Source organism: Pseudomonas sp. LBUM1655, from assembly GCF_059716085.1.
The window spans coordinates 1974497-1991587 of record NZ_CP166801.1 but is presented as its reverse complement, the minus strand read 5'-3'; the positions used below and the strand labels follow the sequence as shown (position 1 = coordinate 1991587).

General features: G+C 57.7%; 16 protein-coding genes and 1 tRNA gene. 7 read left to right on the top strand and 10 right to left on the bottom strand.

Annotated features, from left to right (window positions below; all coding sequences use genetic code 11):
* Nucleotides 1–147 precede the first annotated feature (147 nt).
* Nucleotides 148–1686, top strand: a complete 1539-nt coding sequence (locus ACA074_RS08980) for an NCS1 family nucleobase:cation symporter-1 (protein ID WP_497678805.1) — start codon at nucleotides 148–150, stop codon at nucleotides 1684–1686.
* Nucleotides 1687–1741: 55 nt separating this feature from the next.
* The gene (locus ACA074_RS08975; protein ID WP_187680110.1) at nucleotides 1742–2470 is read left to right on the top strand and encodes an aspartate/glutamate racemase family protein; all 729 of its coding nucleotides are present in this window, start codon (nucleotides 1742–1744) and stop codon (nucleotides 2468–2470) included.
* A 130-nt stretch (nucleotides 2471–2600) separates the two neighbouring features.
* Here the strand turns inward: ACA074_RS08975 and ACA074_RS08970 are convergent, their stop codons facing one another.
* Complete coding sequence (locus tag ACA074_RS08970) at nucleotides 2601–3527, bottom strand: LysR family transcriptional regulator (RefSeq protein WP_489878649.1); 927 nt, start codon at nucleotides 3525–3527, stop codon at nucleotides 2601–2603.
* 126 nt (nucleotides 3528–3653) lie between these two features.
* Here ACA074_RS08970 and ACA074_RS08965 point away from each other — a divergent pair, with 126 nt between their 5' ends.
* Nucleotides 3654–4400, top strand: a complete 747-nt coding sequence (locus ACA074_RS08965; RefSeq protein WP_497678804.1) for a 3-oxoacyl-ACP reductase family protein — start codon at nucleotides 3654–3656, stop codon at nucleotides 4398–4400.
* A gap of 82 nt (nucleotides 4401–4482) precedes the next feature.
* On the opposite strand, the gene ACA074_RS08960 is transcribed toward ACA074_RS08965, so the two are convergent.
* A complete protein-coding gene (locus ACA074_RS08960; RefSeq protein ID WP_187680107.1) occupies nucleotides 4483–5178 on the bottom strand; it encodes an HAD-IA family hydrolase in 696 nt (231 codons plus the stop codon).
* Between the two features lie 246 nt (nucleotides 5179–5424).
* On the opposite strand from ACA074_RS08960, the gene ACA074_RS08955 reads away from it, so the two are divergent.
* Nucleotides 5425–10278 (top strand): RHS repeat-associated core domain-containing protein, encoded by a 4854-nt coding sequence (locus ACA074_RS08955; RefSeq protein WP_497678803.1) that lies wholly within the window; start codon nucleotides 5425–5427, stop codon nucleotides 10276–10278.
* A gap of 445 nt (nucleotides 10279–10723) precedes the next feature.
* On the opposite strand, the gene ACA074_RS08950 is transcribed toward ACA074_RS08955, so the two are convergent.
* The 7 genes from ACA074_RS08950 to ACA074_RS08920 all read right to left on the bottom strand — a co-directional run bounded on the left by ACA074_RS08950 (nucleotide 10724) and on the right by ACA074_RS08920 (nucleotide 13458).
* Nucleotides 10724–10894: a hypothetical protein gene (locus tag ACA074_RS08950; RefSeq protein ID WP_497678802.1), complete on the bottom strand. Its 171-nt coding sequence runs from the start codon at nucleotides 10892–10894 to the stop codon at nucleotides 10724–10726.
* A 122-nt stretch (nucleotides 10895–11016) separates the two neighbouring features.
* Nucleotides 11017–11439 (bottom strand): glycine zipper domain-containing protein, encoded by a 423-nt coding sequence (locus ACA074_RS08945; protein WP_187680103.1) that lies wholly within the window; start codon nucleotides 11437–11439, stop codon nucleotides 11017–11019.
* A gap of 134 nt (nucleotides 11440–11573) precedes the next feature.
* Complete coding sequence (locus ACA074_RS08940; RefSeq protein WP_489878644.1) at nucleotides 11574–11945, bottom strand: bacteriocin; 372 nt, start codon at nucleotides 11943–11945, stop codon at nucleotides 11574–11576.
* A 329-nt stretch (nucleotides 11946–12274) separates the two neighbouring features.
* A complete protein-coding gene (locus tag ACA074_RS08935; protein ID WP_187680101.1) occupies nucleotides 12275–12463 on the bottom strand; it encodes a hypothetical protein in 189 nt (62 codons plus the stop codon).
* A 201-nt stretch (nucleotides 12464–12664) separates the two neighbouring features.
* The gene (locus ACA074_RS08930; RefSeq protein ID WP_187680100.1) at nucleotides 12665–12985 is read right to left on the bottom strand and encodes a YbjQ family protein; all 321 of its coding nucleotides are present in this window, start codon (nucleotides 12983–12985) and stop codon (nucleotides 12665–12667) included.
* 151 nt (nucleotides 12986–13136) lie between these two features.
* A tRNA-Ser gene (locus tag ACA074_RS08925) sits at nucleotides 13137–13226 on the bottom strand.
* A complete protein-coding gene (locus ACA074_RS08920; protein ID WP_497617207.1) occupies nucleotides 13222–13458 on the bottom strand; it encodes a hypothetical protein in 237 nt (78 codons plus the stop codon). The genes ACA074_RS08925 and ACA074_RS08920 overlap by 5 nt, the downstream gene beginning before the upstream one ends.
* Before the next feature lie 64 nt (nucleotides 13459–13522).
* Here ACA074_RS08920 and ACA074_RS08915 point away from each other — a divergent pair, with 64 nt between their 5' ends.
* The 3 genes from ACA074_RS08915 to ACA074_RS08905 all read left to right on the top strand — a co-directional run bounded on the left by ACA074_RS08915 (nucleotide 13523) and on the right by ACA074_RS08905 (nucleotide 16258).
* A complete protein-coding gene (locus ACA074_RS08915) occupies nucleotides 13523–14212 on the top strand; it encodes a crotonase/enoyl-CoA hydratase family protein (RefSeq protein ID WP_497678801.1) in 690 nt (229 codons plus the stop codon).
* A 217-nt stretch (nucleotides 14213–14429) separates the two neighbouring features.
* Nucleotides 14430–15152, top strand: a complete 723-nt coding sequence (locus ACA074_RS08910; RefSeq protein ID WP_187680098.1) for a 1-acylglycerol-3-phosphate O-acyltransferase — start codon at nucleotides 14430–14432, stop codon at nucleotides 15150–15152.
* Between the two features lie 134 nt (nucleotides 15153–15286).
* Nucleotides 15287–16258 carry a magnesium and cobalt transport protein CorA gene (locus ACA074_RS08905; protein ID WP_187680097.1) on the top strand — a complete coding sequence of 324 codons (972 nt, stop codon included), beginning with the start codon at nucleotides 15287–15289 and terminating at the stop codon, nucleotides 16256–16258.
* A gap of 47 nt (nucleotides 16259–16305) precedes the next feature.
* Here ACA074_RS08905 and ACA074_RS08900 read toward each other — a convergent pair whose 3' ends face one another.
* Nucleotides 16306–17034, bottom strand: coding sequence for an amidotransferase (locus ACA074_RS08900; protein WP_489878642.1), 729 nt, complete (start codon nucleotides 17032–17034; stop codon nucleotides 16306–16308).
* Nucleotides 17035–17091: the final 57 nt, after the last annotated feature.

The following is a 17091-nucleotide window of genomic DNA, read 5'->3' as shown; positions in this document are numbered from 1 at the left end:
TTCGATCCGCAAGCCTGAAGCGCCCTATCCCGTACAGGCTGCAGATGCCCCGTAACCAGTGATGCTTTCACTGCCGCGACGAAGATATGTCGAGCCTGGCGGCTCATGCACAGTCATCGCGGCCCTGAACATCAGGAGCCTGCCGGAATGCGTACAAGTCTCTCTAACAACATCGCGCTGAATCTGCCCTCCTCTGCACTCGATCAACCTTTGCCACATGACGGACTGGTCGAGCCGCTGCATCTGAGCCCTCGTCTGCACAATAGCGATCTGGCACCGACCAAGGCCGAAGGCCGACGCTGGGGCAAATACAGCATCTTCGCCCTGTGGACGAACGACGTGCACAACATCGCCAACTACTCGTTCGCTATCGGCCTCTACGCCCTGGGCCTGGGGGGCTGGCAGATTTTGCTGTCGCTGGGGATCGGCGCGGCGCTGGTGTATTTCTTCATGAATCTGTCCGGCTATATGGGGCAGAAAACCGGTGTGCCGTTTCCGGTGATCAGCCGGATCAGTTTTGGCATCCACGGGGCGCAAATTCCTGCGCTGATCCGAGCAGTTATCGCCATCGCCTGGTTCGGGATTCAGACGTATCTGGCGTCGGTTGTTTTCAGGGTTTTACTCACGGCGGTGCATCCCGGCTTCGCGGAATACGACCACAACTCGATCCTCGGCCTGTCGACGCTGGGCTGGGTGTGCTTCGTGGCAATCTGGTTCGTGCAACTGGTGATCCTCGCCTACGGCATGGAAATGGTCCGCCGTTACGAAGGGTTTGCCGGGCCGGTGATTTTGCTGACCGTCGCCGCCCTCGCCGCCTGGATGTACACGCAAGCCAACGCAACCATCGCCTGGTCGATCCGCGAACCGCTGAGCGGTGGCGAGATGTGGCGCAACATCTTTGCCGGCGGCGCACTGTGGCTGGCGATCTACGGCACGCTGATCCTCAACTTCTGCGACTTCGCCCGCTCCTCGCCCTGCCGCAAAACCATCAAAGTCGGAAATTTCTGGGGTTTGCCTGTGAACATTCTGCTGTTCGCCGCGATCACCGTCCTGCTGTGCGGCGCGCAATTTCAGATAAACGGCCGGATCATCGAAAGCCCGACCGAGATCATCGCTTCGATTCCCAACACCTTCTTCCTGGTGCTGGGTTGCCTGGCGTTCCTGATCGTCACCGTGGCGGTGAACATCATGGCCAACTTCGTTGCCCCGGCGTTCGTGCTGAGCAACCTGGCGCCCAAGTACCTGACCTTCCGCCGCGCCGGGATGATCAGCGCGACCATCGCGGTGCTGATCCTGCCGTGGAACCTCTACAACAGCCCGTTGGTGATCGTGTACTTCCTGTCCGGCCTCGGCGCACTGCTCGGCCCGTTGTACGGGGTGATCATGGTCGACTACTGGTTGATCCGCAAAGGCCGGATCAACGTCCCGCAACTCTACAGCGAAGACCCGAACGGCACTTATTACTACAGCCGTGGCGTCAATTTCCGCGCCGTGGCGGCGTTTATTCCGGCGGCACTGATCGCCATCGTCCTGGCGCTGGTGCCGGGGTTCCAAAGTATTTCGCCGTTCTCCTGGCTGATCGGTGCCGGGATCGCCGGAATGCTCTACCTGATCATCGCCAAACGCGAACCGCACTACGCCGACGTCAGCGGCGAATCCTTCGCGGTCGATAACGCCTGTCACTAAATCCTCGCGGCCCGCCTTTCGGGCCGCTGAACCACCCTGCCAAGAAGGACTTCCAATGCGTATTCTCGTGGTCAACGTCAACACCACCGAATCCATCACCCAGGCCATCGCCCGCTCGGCGCAGGCTGTTGCGTCACCCGGTACAGAGATTGTCGGACTCACGCCGTATTTCGGCGCCGATTCGATTGAAGGCAACTTTGAAAGCTACCTGGCCGCCATCGCCGTGATGGATCGGGTGATGTCCTACGACCAGCCGTTCGATGCGGTGATTCAAGCCGGCTATGGCGAACATGGCCGCGAAGGCTTGCAGGAATTGCTCAATGTACCGGTGGTGGACATCACTGACGCGGCGGCCAGTACGGCGATGTTTCTCGGGCATGCGTATTCAGTCGTCACTACGCTGGATCGCACCGTGCCGCTGATTGAGGATCGGCTGAAACTCTCCGGTCTTTGGGATCGTTGCGCGTCGGTGCGGGCCAGTGGTTTGGCCGTGCTGGAACTGGAACATGAGCCGCAACGTGCGCTGGAGGCGATCGTGCATCAGGCTGAATTGGCGGTTACGCAGGACAAGGCCGAGGTGATTTGCCTGGGTTGTGGCGGCATGGCCGGACTTGATGAACAGATTCGTCGCCGCACCGGGGTGCCGGTGGTGGATGGGGTGACGGCGGCGGTGACGATTGCTGAGGCGCTGGTGCGTTTGGGGTTGTCGACGTCCAAGGTGCGGACTTATGCGACGCCTCGGCCGAAGAAAATTGTGGGCTGGCCGGAGCGGTTTGCACGATAGACCGCGTTATCGTTTATCGCGAGCAGGCACACTGCTACAGGGTTAGTGTCGTGCCTGAAATCTGTGAGCAACAGCGATCCTGTAGGAATGAGCCTGCTCGCGATGGCCGCAATTCGGTTAAAAGCCAAACTCAGAGAGCACTGAACCGCCGAGCCAACCCCTGCTGCGCAAACTGCTCAATCACAAAATCGACAAACGCCCGAGTCTTGCCCGGCAACAATTTATGTTCGGCGTAGTAGATCGAAATGTTGCCGTCATCGATGTACCACTCCGGCAGCACGCGCTGTAACGTACCCGCCTCGAGATAACCTACGGCAAACGGCATGCTGACCAGTGCAATCCCCAAACCTTGCGCCGCCGTCGCGCAGGCGGCCTCGGAGTCGCTCATGGTCATTCGCGTCTTGAGGGTCAATGGTCGACAGAGCTGACTGCCATTACTGATCAATTGCCAAGAGCGTACTCGACCGGTTTGCGGCGACCGAATCAGAATGCCATCGTGATATTGCAGTTCATCCGGCTCGATGATCGCTGCGTGCTTTTCCAGGTAGTCAGCAGACGCCACCAACACTCGATGTGCGGGTGCCAATTTGCGTGCGACGACGCCTTGGGGCAATTCAAATCCCCCACCAATCGCCGCATCGAAACCCTGCCCGATCAAATCGACCTGACGGTTATCAAAATGCCAATCAGGGTTGATCGCCGGAAATCGACGTAAAAACTCTTCCAGCAACGGCACGACATACAAGCGCCCGAACACTGTGCCCATACTGACTTTCAAAGTTCCCGCTGGCAGGCCTTCGACACTGGCCAGATTGGCCACGGCGTTCTGGATCGTGGTCAGACTGGCACTGACCTGACTCAAAAACAGCTGCCCCGCCTCAGTCAACGTCAGGCTGCGGGTGCTGCGCTGAAACAACCGCACGCCTAGCTTCGCTTCGAGTTTCGCCACGCTTTTGCCGACCGCTGCCGGGGTCAGGCTCAAACGCCGCGCCGCTTCGGCAAAACTGCCAACTTCGGCGCTGCGCACGAAGCATTCGATACTGTTGAAGTTTTCCATGGTCGCCACTGTAAACTTTTGGTTTACACAGACTATAGCAATCATGGGCTAGTGGGTTGTGGATCAGAGGTCGATACTCGGCTCCAACAACAAGGCATCTCGCCTTGAATATTCTGGAGATCGAACATGACCACTCAACACCTCAGCGGCAAAGTCGCTCTGATTCAAGGCGGTTCCCGTGGTATCGGCGCCGCGATCGTCAAACGTCTGGCCGCTGAAGGCGCTGCAGTTGCCTTCACCTACGTCAGCTCTACCGCAAAAGCTGAAGAGTTGCAGAACAGCATCACCGCAAATGGCGGCAAAGCCCTGGCGATCAAGGCTGACAGCGCCGACGCCGCTGCCATCCGCCATGCGGTCAGCGCCACCGTCGAAGCCTTTGGCCGCCTCGACATTCTGGTCAACAACGCCGGCGTACTGGCCGTCGCCCCACTGGAAGACTTCAAACTGGAAGATTTCGACCAGACCGTGGCGATCAACATTCGCAGCGTATTCATCGCCTCCCAGGAAGCCGCCAAACACATGGGCGAAGGCGCGCGAATCATCAACATCGGCAGCACCAACGCCGACCGCATGCCCTTCGCCGGTGGCGGTGTGTATGCGATGAGCAAATCGGCGCTGGTCGGCCTGACCAAAGGCCTGGCCCGCGATCTCGGCCCACGCGGCATCACCATCAACAACGTGCAGCCTGGCCCGGTCGACACTGACATGAACCCGGCGCACGGTGATTTCGCCGAAAGCCTGATTCCGTTGATGGCCGTGGGTCGCTACGGCAAAGCCGAAGAAATCGCCAGTTTCGTCGCTTATCTGGCAGGCCCGGAAGCCGGGTACATCACCGGTGCCAGCCTGACCATCGACGGTGGTTTCGGCGCCTGATTTGACTGAGTTACCTGTACGAAAAACGCCGCCCCTCTTTTAACTGAGGGGCGGCGTTTTTGTTTAAAGCTTTATGGCCCGATCAGGCCCACTCCAACGCCGGCAAACCACAAGCGCTCGGGGTGAACGCTTTCAACGAGCGAAGAATCCCGTCGGCGTGTGCGTATTTTTCATCGGCCATGGCGGCATCCGGGATGGCGATGGCGGTCATGCCCGCCGCTTTCGCCGCGGTCACGCCAAACGGCGAATCTTCGAACACCAGACAATCCTCGGGCGCGACACCCAGACGCCGGGCCGCCGTGAGGAAAATATCCGGCGCAGGTTTGGCTGCACCCACTTCCGGATCGTCCGCCGTGACGATGAAATCGAACAGCGCGAACCAGTCGCGGTGCAACGTGGTTTTCTGACCGAACGACTGACGCGACGAACTGGTGCCCACAGCGATTGGAATGTTGTGCGCCTTGAGGTGGCGAATCAGTTCCTCCGCGCCTGGCATCGCTTGCGCCGAGGGGAAACGCTCACGCATCAGCGGCTCGCGGATCACCAGAAACTCTTCGGCGGTAATTGGCAGATCAAGCGCCTGCACCACGTAATTGGCCAGATCGTTGGCACCGCGGCCAATGATGTTCTGCTTGATGCTCCAGTCGAAAGTCCGCCCGTAACGCCCGGCAATCAGCGAGGTGACCTCGGTGTAAATGCCCTCGGTGTCCAGCAGCAAACCGTCCATATCGAAAATCACGGCCTTGATCGGGCCGAACGCCTTCAGCGGTGCATTCATCATCGGATCCGTTATCAAAGACATCCCGGGCGGCGAATAGCGCCGCTGCTCGGATCTGATTAATGGGTTCAGCAGCATAACGAGCGCAATGGGCATTGAGCAACGGGCAATGTCCGCTGGGGCGCGGAACGACTCGTGAGTATTTAGCGAAAAATCCTACAGACATCCCCTACTTGCCCGACTTCTTTACTTTTTGATCCCCCGCAAAGTCCGCGCACCTCTTTTGACGTGCGCGAGTGCCTGCGAATGTTCCAAACCGATCGGCTTCTGGCCTTGAACAACAGCATCGGCCTGCTGGTGGTTGCCGCCCTGAATCCAGAACACCCGGACTTCGAAACGTTGATCCGGGAGTTTCGCCTGTGCCTGAACAACTACGACGCCTGGGCCGAACAATTCTGGACGGGGTCGATGCTGGACATCGAGCAGGTGTTCAGAGTCGGCAACGACGTTCACCTCAGTGCACCAGTCAAAAGCCGTAAACCCATCAGTTCATCCGTATTCATGTGCCCCGCCAGCGGCCCGTTGACCCTGGTGCACATGTTCGAGGCTGCGCGCTTCGTCCCCATCGGCAACACCCCACTGACGCTCGAACCGGTGATGTCCGATGTCGGCGGCGTTCTGACCTTCGGCGCCCCGCAGCACTATGAAATCGGACCGAGCGGCATTCTGGAGGTGACCGACTGCGACCGGGGCCAGCGTTATCGCATCACCTTCTTTCCCGATGTTTCCAGCCAGCATGTGCAAGCGCTGTATGCCTCTTATCAAGGCATGCTCGACGGGCTGGAAGTCTGGTTGCGCCAGGAGTGGGACGGGTTTCAGCCACTGTGGACAGAGTTCTCCAGTGCCGGATTTCTCGACCGTTACGGCCAATTGCAACAGGCGGATTGGCGCGGAGTCGAGAAGGCCCTGCACGGTGTCTGGGATGACATCAAGCAACTGTTCGCCCTGCTCGCCGACTTGCAAGCCAACAGCGAAAAGCTGCTGGAGTACCTGACCGAGGTCGAACTGGACGCTTTGCTGGAGGCGTCCAGCGAAGCCATTGCCAACGGTTTGTTGATCCTCAGCGACGAGCCGCTGCTGTTTATTCATCTGGCGGCCTTCACCAGTTGGCTGAGGATGCTGCCACCGCAGTACCTCGCGGAGGTGGTAGCCGAGGTTCGTGTCGAACTGTTAATCAGCTTTCTGTTGATGCGGGTATCGGGCGGCGTCGGCGTGCCACTGCGGTTGAGCAGCAAAGTGCTCGCGAAGATCAAATCGCCACGCGCGCGGGAATGGCTGGCGGCTTCTGCGTTGCGCCTGGCGGAACTGAGCTCTGCGCCCGAACTGAGCAAGCACGCAAGCGCACTGAAACCACTGATGCTCAATGTGCGTGACGTTGAGTTGAAACCGACGCCGTCGATACCGCTGAACATTCGTCAGGCGGATTCCTTGGTGTTGACGGTGCCGAACCCGGCGCCTCTCGCACGGGACAAGTCGCATGGCATGAGCCGGATGGAGCGCCATGAGCCACGCGATGACGCCTCCGATCAAGCGAAAAACCCCAACGGCGACAGCGCCGACTGCGTGCCCTCGACCTGCACCAACGGCTGCCCGGTGTCGATGGTCACCGGTGAGGAACTGCTGACCCTGACTGACGGCACGCTCAATGGATTGCTGCCGTTCGATTTCACCCGCTTGTATCGCACCAGCGCGGCCGAAATCGATGTCGGGCTGGGGTTTGGCTGGAGCCATTCGCTGGCGCATCGGCTGGAGTTCGACGGCGATTTTGTTGTTTGGGTCGACCATGAGAACCGGCGCACGCGGTTTCCAGTGCCGAGTGCTGAACGGCCGGCGATTCACAACAGTCTGTCGCGGGCGGCGATTTTTCTCGGGGATGAGCCGGAGGAACTGATTCTTGCGCTGGCGGGGGACACGGCGCGGTTTTATCACTTTCGGGCCGGGCGGCTGACGGCGGTCAGTGATGGGTATGGCAATCGTCTGCGCATCTCTCGGGATCGTCAGGATCGTATTGAGCGGCTGGATAACGGGGCGGGTCGATCGTTATTACTGCGCTACGACCGCCAGCATTTGGTGGCCGTCGATTACCAAACGTTTTGTGATGGTGACTGGCACGCCGAACAAACCCTCGTCAGTTACCGCTACGACGCTTATCAACACCTGATCGAAGCGTGTAACGCCGTTGGCGACAGCGAGCGTTACGACTACGACGATCAGCACGTCATCCTCCAGCGTCAGTTGACCGGTGGCGCGAGTTTTTTCTGGGAATGGGAACGGGCCGGAAAATCGGCGCGCTGCGTGCGGCACTGGGCGTCGTTCTCGCAGATGGACACCCGCTACGTCTGGGATGACAACGGCAGCGTCGCGGTGCATTACGTCGATGGCACCGAAGAAACCTACGTGCACGACGACCGTGCGCGGCTGGTGCGCAAGGTCGAGGCCGACGGTGGCGAGCACCTCAAGGCCTACGACGACGCGGGGCGTTTGATCGCCGAGCAGGATCCGCTCGGCGCGGTCACCGAATACCGATACGACGACGTCGGACGCCTGATTGCGCTGCTTCCACCGGACGATGAGCCAACGTCCTACGAATACCGCAACGGTTTCCTGCACAGCCGCTCTCGCGGCGAGGCGGTGTGGACGTACCGGCGCAATGCCCAGGGTGATGTTACCGAGGCGGTTGATCCTGACGGGCAGGTCACGCATTACCACTACGACGCGCGCGGGCAGTTGCTGTCGATCCGCTATCCGGACACCAGTCGGCATGTGCTGGTCTGGAACGCTCTCGGCCAGTTGGTCGAAGAAACCCTGCCCGATGGCGGTGTGCGGCGCTTTTCCTACGATGCGCTGGGGCGACGGACCACCAGTCAGGACGAACACGGCGCGATCACGCGTCAGCACTGGGACGCCGTGGGCCGTCTGGTGCAGACGACGTTTCCTACAGGCGCGACGCGCGCCTACAGCTACGGCGCTTACAACCAGGTCACCGCCGAACGCGACGAACTCGGCCGCATCACCCGTTACGAGTATGACGACGACCTGCATCTGGTCTCCCGGCGGATCAACCCCGACGGTACGCGGGTGCAATACCGCTACGACCATGCGCAGCTGCTGCTGACGGAAATCGAAAACGAGTCCGGCGAAAAGTACCGTCTGGACTACACGCCGACCGGACTGATCCGACAGGAAACCGGCTTCGACGGTCGGCGCACGAGCTACGCCTATGACCTCAACGGTCACCTGCTGGAAAAAATCGAGTTTGGCGACGACGGCTCGACGTTGGTCACCGGATACGAACGCGATACCGCCGGCCGCCTGCTGGTCAAAACCCTGCCCGACGGGATCAAGGTCGAATACCGCTATGACCGCCTCGGCCGACTGACCGGCGTCGACGACGGTCAGAAGCATCCCCTGGCCTTTGAGTACGACCTGCAAGATCGCCTGATCACCGAGCATCAGGGCTGGGGCACCCTGCGTTACACCTACGACGCCTGCGGCCAGCTCAAACGCATGCGCCTGCCGGACAACAGCAAACTCGATTACCACCACGCCAAGGGCGGTGCACTCAGAGCCATCGACCTCAACGGCGCGTCACTGACGCGCCACGTTTACCAGTCCGGTCGCGAGCAACAACGCCAGCAAGGTCTGCTGCTCAGCGAATATACCTACGACGATCAGGGCCGTTTACTCGCCCACGCCGTAGGCCATCAGCACGATTCGCTGTATCGCCGCGACTATGCCTACAGCGCCAACGGTAATCTCGAGCACATCGCCGACACCCGCCACGGCCAGCGCACCTACGGCTATGACGCTCTCGACCGTTTGATCCGAGTGCGCCACTCGCGCGACGAACTGCCGGAATCCTTCGCCCACGACCCGGCCGGCAACCTGCTGATGCAGGATCGCCCCGGCCCGACGCAAATCAAGGGCAACCGCCTGCTGATGCAGGGCGACCGCCACTACGACTACGACGCCTTCGGCAACCTGATCCGCGAACGCCGCGGCACCGCGCAGAAACTCATCACCGAATACCGCTACGACTGCCAACACCGCCTCATCGGCCTGACCCGCCCCGACGGCAAAACCGCCAGTTACCGCTACGACGCCTTCAACCGGCGCATCAGCAAAACCGTCGACGGCGCCACCACCGAGTTCTTCTGGCAAGGCGATCACCTCGTCGCCGAAAGCAGCCAAACCCATCACCGCAGCTACGTCTACGAACCCGGCACCTTCCGCCCGCTGGCCCTGCTCGACGGCAAAGGCCCGAAAAAGGCCTGCCCGTTCTATTACCAACTCGACCACCTCGGCACCCCGCAGGAACTCACCGACTACAGCGGCGAAATCGTCTGGTCGGCGCAATACGACGCCTACGGCAAAGTCGCCGCGCTGACCCTCGCCGCCGAGGAATACCTCGACCAGCCACTGCGGTTTCAGGGGCAGTACTTCGACGCGGAGAGTGGACTGCATTACAACCGGCATCGGTATTACGACCCACGGCTGGGCCGGTATCTGACGCCGGACCCGATCAAGTTGGCGGGTGGGTTGAATCAGTACCAGTACGTGCCGAATCCGACGGGGTGGGTGGATCCGTTGGGGTTGAGTGATTGTCCGGGTGGGGATGGATGTAAGCGATTCTTTAAGACAAATGATCCAACTGCAAAAGTACCAAGTGGTGAGGATCCCCCCCTCCCTACCACCCAAACAAACCATGAATATTTATACCGTGGCGACAATAAGGATCCCTCAGAAATCTTTGAATACGGATTTAAAAGTAAAGGTGACAGTAATGACCTACTGCTTCACTCAATCGATAGTGATTTTCCGCCCAGCAACTTCATCAGCACATCACCGTCTAGAGAAGTGGGGAAAGAGTTTGCTACTGGATATGGTACAAAAAGCGGATTCCTCTACACACTAAAAATGATCCCTGGTCACGACCTCAAAAAGGAACTAGGCGCCGCATATAAATTCGATAAAGAACAGGAGGTTGCCATTCCTGGCAGAATCAGAAGAGAAGACATCCTTGGCGCAACTATAATCATTGATGACGGCAGAGAATTCGGCTACTCCCTTCCAAACCCATACAGGCAAATAGGCAAATGATTTCCAAAATAAAAGTTACCGTCGGAATAAATGATAAAAAACAAGAAGTCGAACTCATCTGTGACGACACGGCGGTATCTATAACCCTAAGATTAGAAGACCAAAGCAGCCAAACTTATACAGATCGCGATTTCTATAAGTGCTTTGGATTACTAAGAAAAAACAACCCGCATATACGATTCTTCTGCAAGGGATCGAAAATCAATGTGCACCCATCGAGTATGTCGTCCCAAATGTCGCTCGGCTTAAAGGCGTACGAGTTAGTACACGGTAAAAAACCTTCTTTGGAAGACGTTGTATTCATATTTGATTACGAAGAAGAAAACCTCACGAACAACCCAGAAGAGCAAAGATCATTCTATTTAAATTGGATCACGTCTTAAACCTCGCTAAGGGGCCTAACCTAGGCCCTTTAGCGTTTTAAATAGGGGGATAAACCCACCCTTCACTGCTCATCTTCCTCCTCATCAAACTCACCATCAAACTCATCATCCGAATCAATCAGCGGCACCGTCGCATCATCCATCAACGACCCCGGATCCTCATTCCCCGGATCATTGATAAACGGCAGCCCACTCGAGCCTTTTTCTTCCTTGCCTTCGGTTTCGGGAGTCATGGCAAACCTCATGATGTCGGGGAGTGTATGACGTTCGAAAGGCCCTGCTGCCAATCGTTCCCGAGTCGAACCTGCAGAAACGAAAAACCCGGCACACGGCCGGGTTTCTGTTTAATCGTCTATCAATGATGTTTGTTTTTATGCTTGTTCTTATGCTTATGGCCACCACCGGAATGAGACTTCCCGCCATCGTCACCCAGGTTGTTGCCGAGCGCACCACCTGCGGCACCACCCAATCCTGCTCCGACAGCCGAACCGGTCGAACCGCCCAGGCTGTTACCGATCACTGAGCCGCCCGCAGCGCCAAGGCCACCGCCAATGGCGGCTTCCGTGCGATTGTTTTTATTCGCACCGACGGCGCTGCCCGCCGCGCCACCCACACCGGCACCAACCGCAGCGCCTGTGCTGCCGCCGAGCTGTCCGCCGACCACGTTGCCCAGCACACCACCCAGCCCGCCGCCCACGGCGGCCGAACCATCACCGGCAGCCATTGCGCCTTGAGCCACCAGCAATCCGAAAAACAGTGCAGATAATGACAAACGCATATGAACCTCACAGTTCCCGAGCCGGGACAGGCTGCCCATGCAGGGCTTATGTGTTATTGGAGACGATTACGGGTAAAACGTTCACCAACGCAAAGCCCGACATCGAGCCGGACTTTTCTGACCTGCAATCAATCTCAGTGACGCTTGTGCCCTTTGGACAGATTGCTGCCAACCGCGCCGCCGGCTGCACCGCCCAGGCCCGCGCCAATAGTAGCGCCATTCTTGCCGCCGAGACTGTTGCCGATCACCGAACCGCCGGCAGCGCCGACACCACCGCCGATGGCCGCTTTGGTCCGGCTGCCTTTACGTGCCGCCACTGCACTGCCCGCGGCGCCTGCGACGCCGGCACCAATCGCAGCACCGGTGCTGCCGCCCATTTTCTGGCCGACAACGTTACCCAGCGCGCCACCCAGACCACCGCCCAGCGCAGCGGTGCCGTCACCGGCAGCCATCGCACCTTGAGCAACGAGAAGGCCCAGAACCAGAGCAGGCAATGTTAAACGCATGACAAAAACCTCAAAAAATGGGTATGACAAAAAGGGCCGGGATTTAATGCCGTCGGAGCGCAAAAGTCCAGACAACATGAGTGAACTGCGCGCACTCGGCGCCGATTGGACAGCGATTCTGGAAAAGGTTTTATGACAGGCAAAAAAAAGCCCGCTGGGGAGACGGGCTGGAGACTTGCTTTCTAACGGATGGCTTCACCCTACTTTGGCAGACGTGAAAAGTTTGTGAAAAGCGTTTACATCCACACTGCGCGCGTAGGAATTTTCCCCTATTGGTTGCGCCAGGCACAAAAAACCCCGCTCATTGACGGGGTTGTGGGTTGCAAGACTTACTTGCGGGCGCGGGTCGCGATCCTGGGTAAAAACTTCGCCTTCGGCCCTTTAGGTACCGTGGACTTGATCTTGCCGGTCTGCACCGGATCCTCGCCAAAGCCCGACTGGTACTCGGTCTGGCCACATCGCACGCAGTTGTTGAAGGAAAATTCAGCGCCATCGTCTTCGATATACGGATCAGTCATACCTTTTCCCCTTCAAAACGGGTCGACACCGGCAAAGCTCTTTGCCTGAAAGAATATCGACCTTCAGTACTTTTGAGACTAGCCGGTCATTCCTGGACTTGTTATTCAGAAACGCTGACGCCCGACGAATGGCCTACAAAAGACCGGATGGCAACAAGTCAAAACGTCGAGATCCACAAATCCCAACGTTCCGTCCAATAATCAGCGCAACTTCACCGCAGTACCTGTCACGAACACCACAACCATACCGCCCTTGCCGGCCGGCATACTGATCTCGAAATCCACCCCAACCACAGCGTCCGCCTGCAAGGCTCGCGCTCGCTCCTTGATCTCCTCAGTCGCCTGGATACGCGCCTCCTTCAGCGCCCGCTCCAGCGTCTGAGAGCGCCCACCAAAAAAATCACGCATGCCGGCAAACATGTCGCGGATCACATTGACGCCCTGCACCGATTCGGCACTGACAATGTCTAGATAGGCGGTGATCTGACGGCCTTCGATGGCTTGAGTGGTGGAGATGATCATGGAAACAGTCCTTTTTCAGGCAGATAAAAACCGCGATTGTAATTCAATCGAGGATTAAGCCGATTTCAGCAGACACCCAACAAAATCCAGACGCCAGAAACCACAAAACCCCTGACTTCTTTCGAAATCAGGGGTTTTGTGTAATCGAATATGGCGGTGAAGGAGAGATTCGAACTCTCGATACAGTTTCCTGTATACACACTTTCCAGGCGTGCTCCTTAAGCCACTCGGACACTTCACCGTATCTCTTCAAACATGTTCTGTCTGTCGAGGCGCGCTAATGTAGTCGAAAGCTTTTCCGATGGCAAACTTTTTTTCAGAATTTTCATGCGGTTAAGAGAAAAAACAGTTTTCCCCGCCAACAGGCCATGGCAAACCGGCCAATCTCCGGTGGGCACGCCCCCTTCTATATAGAAGACAGATAGCAGTCTGCGGGGCATGAGCCGATAAAGGGTGACCGACGGGTCAGTCACGGTGCTTTACCTGGCCTGCGGTGGTGGGTAACGTCTGCCCATCTTTCTTACAAGGAATAGCGTCATGAGTGAGTTGATTTCTTACCACCTCGAAGACGGTATCGCGACCCTGACCTTGAGCAATGGCAAGGTCAATGCCATTTCCCCGGACGTGATTGCAGCGTTCAACGCGGCGCTGGATAAGGCGGTGACTGATCGTGCCATCGTGATTATTACCGGTCAGCCAGGGATTCTGTCCGGTGGCTATGACCTGAAAGTGATGACCGCCGGCCCTAAAGAAGCGGTGGCACTGGTGACTGCCGGTTCGACGCTGGCTCGCCGTCTGCTCTCTCACCCGTTCCCGGTGATCGTCGCGTGCCCGGGCCATGCCGTGGCCAAAGGTGCATTCATTCTTCTGTCCGCCGATTACCGTATCGGCGTCGACGGCCCGTTCAGCATTGGTCTGAATGAAGTGCAGATCGGTATGACCATGCACCACGCCGGTATCGAGCTGGCCCGTGATCGTCTGCGTCGTTCGGCTTTCCACCGTTCAGTGATCAACGGCGAGATGTTCGACCCGCAAAGCGCTGTGGATGCTGGCTTCCTCGATAAGGTGGTTTCCGCCGAGGAGCTGCAAGGTGCTGCCTTGGCCGCCGCACGGCAGTTGAAGAAGATCAACATGACGGCGCACAAGAACACCAAATTGAAGGTGCGCAAGGTGCTGCTGGAAACCTTGGATAACGCGATCATTCAGGATCAGGAACATCTGGGGTAAGCACCCGGTTCCAGCGATCAAGAAAAGCCCGACCGTCGTGTCGGGCTTTTTCTTACGCACCTGGTTGAAAATACCGTTGCAGCTCTAGGACGGGTCTGACAACCAAGCTTGAAACATGCGCTTAAACATCGGCTATCTCCGGACTCTATAGCAGCAATTGCCGAAAACAGTGCACATCCGTACACTGCGCCACCTTTTGTCCCGGTGGGGCCTGAAAATGCTGTTTGTGTTTCGTATGTTGTTGATGGGCCTGCACTTTATTCTGGCTGGCATGCTTGGGGTGATTCTCGGGTTGTGCCGTCCATTCAATCCGGACAACAGTCGTCTGTGCGCCCGCCTCTACGCGCTGCCGGCCATGTGCATTTTGCGTCTGCGGGTGAAATCCGATGTCAGCGGTTTGATGAACAAACCCGACAGTTGCGTGATCATCGCCAACCATCAGTCCAACTATGATCTGTTCGTGTTCGGCAATGTGGTGCCGCGCCGCACCGTCTGTATTGGTAAAAAAAGCTTGAAATGGGTGCCGCTGTTCGGGCAACTGTTCTGGCTGGCGGGCAACGTGTTGATCGATCGTGGGAATGCGCAAAAGGCGCGTCAGTCGATGCTCACCACGACCAACACCTTGCAGAACGAAGACACGTCGATCTGGGTATTCCCGGAAGGCACGCGCAATCTCGGTGAAGAGCTGCTGCCATTCAAGAAGGGCGCATTCCAGATGGCAATTGCCGCTGGCGTGCCGATCGTTCCGGTGTGTGTCAGCAGTTACGTCAAACATATGCGACTGAACCGCTGGCGCAGCGGGAAAATTCTCATACGTTCACTCCCGGCAATTCCTACTGTAGGACTGACCATGGATGACATGCCGATGCTCATCAGCCAGTGCCGCGAACAGATGCGCGAGTGCATCGAATCGATGGATCGGCAACTGCAAGCTGCCTGAAAAGCAAACCCGCCTTGTGCGGGTTTTCTTTTGCCGGGTGAACTGTGCAGATTTCACTGACTCTGAAGCAGCGACACGGCTAAGCTGATGCCTTGTATTCCCTGCCATCTGCCAAGAAGAAGTGAACCACCACCATGGGTCGAGTTGTTGCCGCTGCGGTGTACAGCGCGGGTAAGAAAGTCACCAATATTGCCATCGATGAGGGCGCGGCCTGGGCCGCCAAAACCGGGCACTTTGTGTGGATCGGTCTCGAAGAGCCAGACGCTCAGGAACTGGCCAACCTGCAACGTCAGTTCAACCTGCACGAACTGGCGATCGAAGATGCTCTGGAAAAACACAGCCGGCCGAAGCTGGAAACCTTTGGCGACGCTTTGTTTATCGTCACCTACTCACCCATTCGCGAACACGGGGTTCTGCAGTTCATCGAGACCCACATCTTCGCCGGCAAGGGTTACATCATCACGGCGCGTAACGGCCACTCGGCGTCCTACGCCCATGTCCGCCAACGTTGTGAGGCACGTCCACTGCTGCTGGAGCATGGGGAAGATTTCGTACTCTATGCGTTGCTCGATTTTGTCATCGAGAACTATCAGCCAGTGGGCGAAGCGATCCATGCCGAGATCGATGAGCTGGAACGCAACGTGTTGTGCAGTGCGTTGAATGAACGCGACGTACAGAAACTCCATGGCCTGCGCCGTGATGTGGTGCGCCTGCGCCGTTACGCAGCCCCTATGGTGGAAATCAGCGAGGAACTGCAGAAGCTGAGTTTCCCGTTCATCGACAAGAACATGCGCCCGTACTTTCGCGATGTGCAGATTCACGTCACTCGACAGATGGAAGACCTGACGACACTGGCCGACATTGCCAGCCAGACCATCGAGATCGGAGTGTTGCTGGAAGCGTCACGGCAGAGCGTGGTGCAGCGCAAGTTTGCGGCATGGGCGGCGATTCTGGCGTTTCCGACCGCGGTAGCGGGGATTTACGGAATGAACTTCCAGAACATGCCGGAGTTGAGCTGGCACTACGGCTATTTTGCCGTGCTGGGGTTTATTACGGTGGGGTGTGTGAGTTTGTGGGCGAGTTTCAAGAAGTCAGGGTGGTTGTAATTCTGTGGTGAGGGATTGCTCCCTCATCACAAATTCCGCATCAGACTTTAAACGGCTTTAGCTTCAGGCTTGTGCGCCACAAAGCGCATCATCCACTCCGCCACCGTAGCGCCATGATGCTCTTGCTCCAGGCTGGCCAAGCCTTTGCTATAGATCTGCGTGCCCAACGCTTCCTGACGCAGATCCAGCAGCGCACGGGAATAGTCGTGAATAAACTCAGGATGCCCCTGGAAGCACAGCACCTGGTCGTTGATGTGGTAAGCCGCAAACGGGCAGAAATCGCTCGAAGCAATTACCGTGGCGTTTTCCGGTAGCGAAGTCACCTGATCCTGGTGGCTGATCAGCAACGTCAGTTCTTCACGCACCGGGCTCATCCACGGCGCTTTGGCCGCCAGTTTGTAGTTGTGAGTGCCGACGCCCCAACCTTGCGTGGCGCGTTCGCTCTTGCCACCGAGGAGCAGCGCCAGCAGTTGATGACCGAAACACACGCCAAGCAATTTGTCGCCTCGCTCGTAACGGGTCAACAGATAGTCCTTGAGGGTCTGGATCCAAGGATCGGTGCCAAACGAATCGGCCTTGCTGCCGGTGACCAGGTACGCGTCGAAAGTCTGATCATCGCTCGGGTATTCGCCCTGCATCACGTTGTAGACGGTGAACTCGGCGGCAATCGGCTGCTGCGAGAACAGGCGCTGAAACATCTGTCCGTAACCCTGATATTGATCGACCAGTTCCGGACGCAGGATGTCGGTTTCCAGAATGCAGATGCGTAGCGACATAAAAAATACCTGACACGTGATGGGAATAATGAACACCCCAGAGCCTGCCTTGAAACA

Bases quoted from the DNA above. Each gene is read 5' to 3' on its own strand.
- ACA074_RS08980 (WP_497678805.1), top strand. From the start codon at position 148: ATGCGTACAAGTCTCTCTAACAACATCGCGCTGAATCTGCCCTCCTCT.
- ACA074_RS08975 (WP_187680110.1), top strand. From the start codon at position 1,742: ATGCGTATTCTCGTGGTCAACGTCAACACCACCGAATCCATCACCCAG.
- ACA074_RS08970 (WP_489878649.1), bottom strand. From the start codon at position 3,527: ATGGAAAACTTCAACAGTATCGAATGCTTCGTGCGCAGCGCCGAAGTT.
- ACA074_RS08965 (WP_497678804.1), top strand. From the start codon at position 3,654: ATGACCACTCAACACCTCAGCGGCAAAGTCGCTCTGATTCAAGGCGGT.
- ACA074_RS08960 (WP_187680107.1), bottom strand. From the start codon at position 5,178: ATGAATGCACCGCTGAAGGCGTTCGGCCCGATCAAGGCCGTGATTTTC.
- ACA074_RS08955 (WP_497678803.1), top strand. From the start codon at position 5,425: ATGTTCCAAACCGATCGGCTTCTGGCCTTGAACAACAGCATCGGCCTG.
- ACA074_RS08950 (WP_497678802.1), bottom strand. From the start codon at position 10,894: ATGACTCCCGAAACCGAAGGCAAGGAAGAAAAAGGCTCGAGTGGGCTG.
- ACA074_RS08945 (WP_187680103.1), bottom strand. From the start codon at position 11,439: ATGCGTTTGTCATTATCTGCACTGTTTTTCGGATTGCTGGTGGCTCAA.
- ACA074_RS08940 (WP_489878644.1), bottom strand. From the start codon at position 11,945: ATGCGTTTAACATTGCCTGCTCTGGTTCTGGGCCTTCTCGTTGCTCAA.
- ACA074_RS08935 (WP_187680101.1), bottom strand. From the start codon at position 12,463: ATGACTGATCCGTATATCGAAGACGATGGCGCTGAATTTTCCTTCAAC.
- ACA074_RS08930 (WP_187680100.1), bottom strand. From the start codon at position 12,985: ATGATCATCTCCACCACTCAAGCCATCGAAGGCCGTCAGATCACCGCC.
- ACA074_RS08915 (WP_497678801.1), top strand. From the start codon at position 13,523: ATGAGTGAGTTGATTTCTTACCACCTCGAAGACGGTATCGCGACCCTG.
- ACA074_RS08910 (WP_187680098.1), top strand. From the start codon at position 14,430: ATGCTGTTTGTGTTTCGTATGTTGTTGATGGGCCTGCACTTTATTCTG.
- ACA074_RS08905 (WP_187680097.1), top strand. From the start codon at position 15,287: ATGGGTCGAGTTGTTGCCGCTGCGGTGTACAGCGCGGGTAAGAAAGTC.
- ACA074_RS08900 (WP_489878642.1), bottom strand. From the start codon at position 17,034: ATGTCGCTACGCATCTGCATTCTGGAAACCGACATCCTGCGTCCGGAA.